The 1,220-nt window shown below is 60.2% G+C and carries 1 protein-coding gene; it reads right to left on the bottom strand.

Annotated features, from left to right (window positions below; genetic code table 11):
* On the bottom strand, positions 1 to 890 hold an 890-nt coding region (locus HHL24_RS43370), incomplete at its 3' end, for an NHL repeat-containing protein (protein WP_169491344.1).
* Positions 891 to 1,220: the final 330 nt, after the last annotated feature.

Below are 1,220 nucleotides of genomic sequence, written 5' to 3'. Positions count from 1 at the left end.
GCGAGAATGCGCAGGTTCGGCTCGGCATCAAGGAGCCGCCCGTCCGAGGAGATGGCGATCTTGTTTCCCGGCAAGCCAGAGCCAGTGATTCCCGTGGCTGGACCGCTGATTGTCCGTACCGGCGGCACGTCGCCGTTCGCCTTGGCGGCGAAAACGCTCACCTGGATCTGCGTCACGTCCGCGGTCTGGTTGTAGACGAATAACTCGTCCGTACGCGGATCGACAGCGATCGTCATGTTGTTCCTTGCAAAAAGTCCGGCCCCCGGCAGCAGGCCGGTTTTGCTACCCGTGAGGCTGCGCAAAAGCGGCGGCGAGGTAATGCTCCGACGCGTGCCAAACGTGTCGATGATCGCCGCCCCCCGTATGTCATAACCCGCAATCAGCAGATTGTCTTCGCTGTCAATCGCAATGCTCACGTACTGGACGATATTCGGATCGGTGATGTGAACGGCATTGTTTACAGGCCCGGAGCTGTTGGCGGGAGCGACCAGCACCCCCGCCTCCGAGGGGCGAACGGTCAGGACGAAATCGTTGAGGTGGGAATCCACCGCGATGCTGAGCAGGTCATTTGTTATCGTCAACATGAACGACCGACTGGGCGCCTCATTGCCCTCGGCCTTTCGCGGAAAGATGTCGACCGTGCTGCTGGTAAGAAACTGTGCGACGTGAAAGGAGTCCTTCTTGTCGATCACCGTCGCGCCAGCGGTCATGAGGGTGGTGAGCGGCCCTTGCAGCACCTGGCAGGGCTCGGTCGCTCCGTTGGCGCGCAAGGAGTAACCGCGAATCTGATCACCGAGAACGAGGAAGACGGCGTCGGTGGGGCAGGCGGCGTGCGCCAGTTGGACCCCGAACAGCATACTGACGACGGCGACACATAGCGCGGGTTTCATGACACTCCTCCTTGGTCATATTGTGCGAATGCGCTAATCAAGCATAGACCCCTTGGAGGCCGAACGGAGTTCCGCCAGTTGCAGCCTGTGTTTTGGCGGGCGATGCGAGGGGATACTCATCGACATCGAACGGTAGTCTGGTGTGCTAACGTGTTATGGCCCCATGTCGCAGTTGGATGACCGGTTTTTTAACGCATGATTGGCTCGTTCGGGCCAGCAACGAACGGTCGGAACGCCTGTCTGAGCGGATCAAATTGGCCGCGCGCCGCGTCACGCAATGCGCATACTTACCTCGGCCTTGCACGACTACGATCGGCAGCACGCGACCCA

The sequence above is a fragment of the Paraburkholderia polaris genome (genome assembly GCF_012927345.1).
In the GTDB taxonomy this organism is placed as follows: Bacteria; Pseudomonadota; Gammaproteobacteria; order Burkholderiales; family Burkholderiaceae; genus Paraburkholderia; species Paraburkholderia polaris.
The sequence above is the reverse complement of the archived record's forward strand: the minus strand, read 5'-3'. Positions and strand labels throughout refer to the sequence as shown.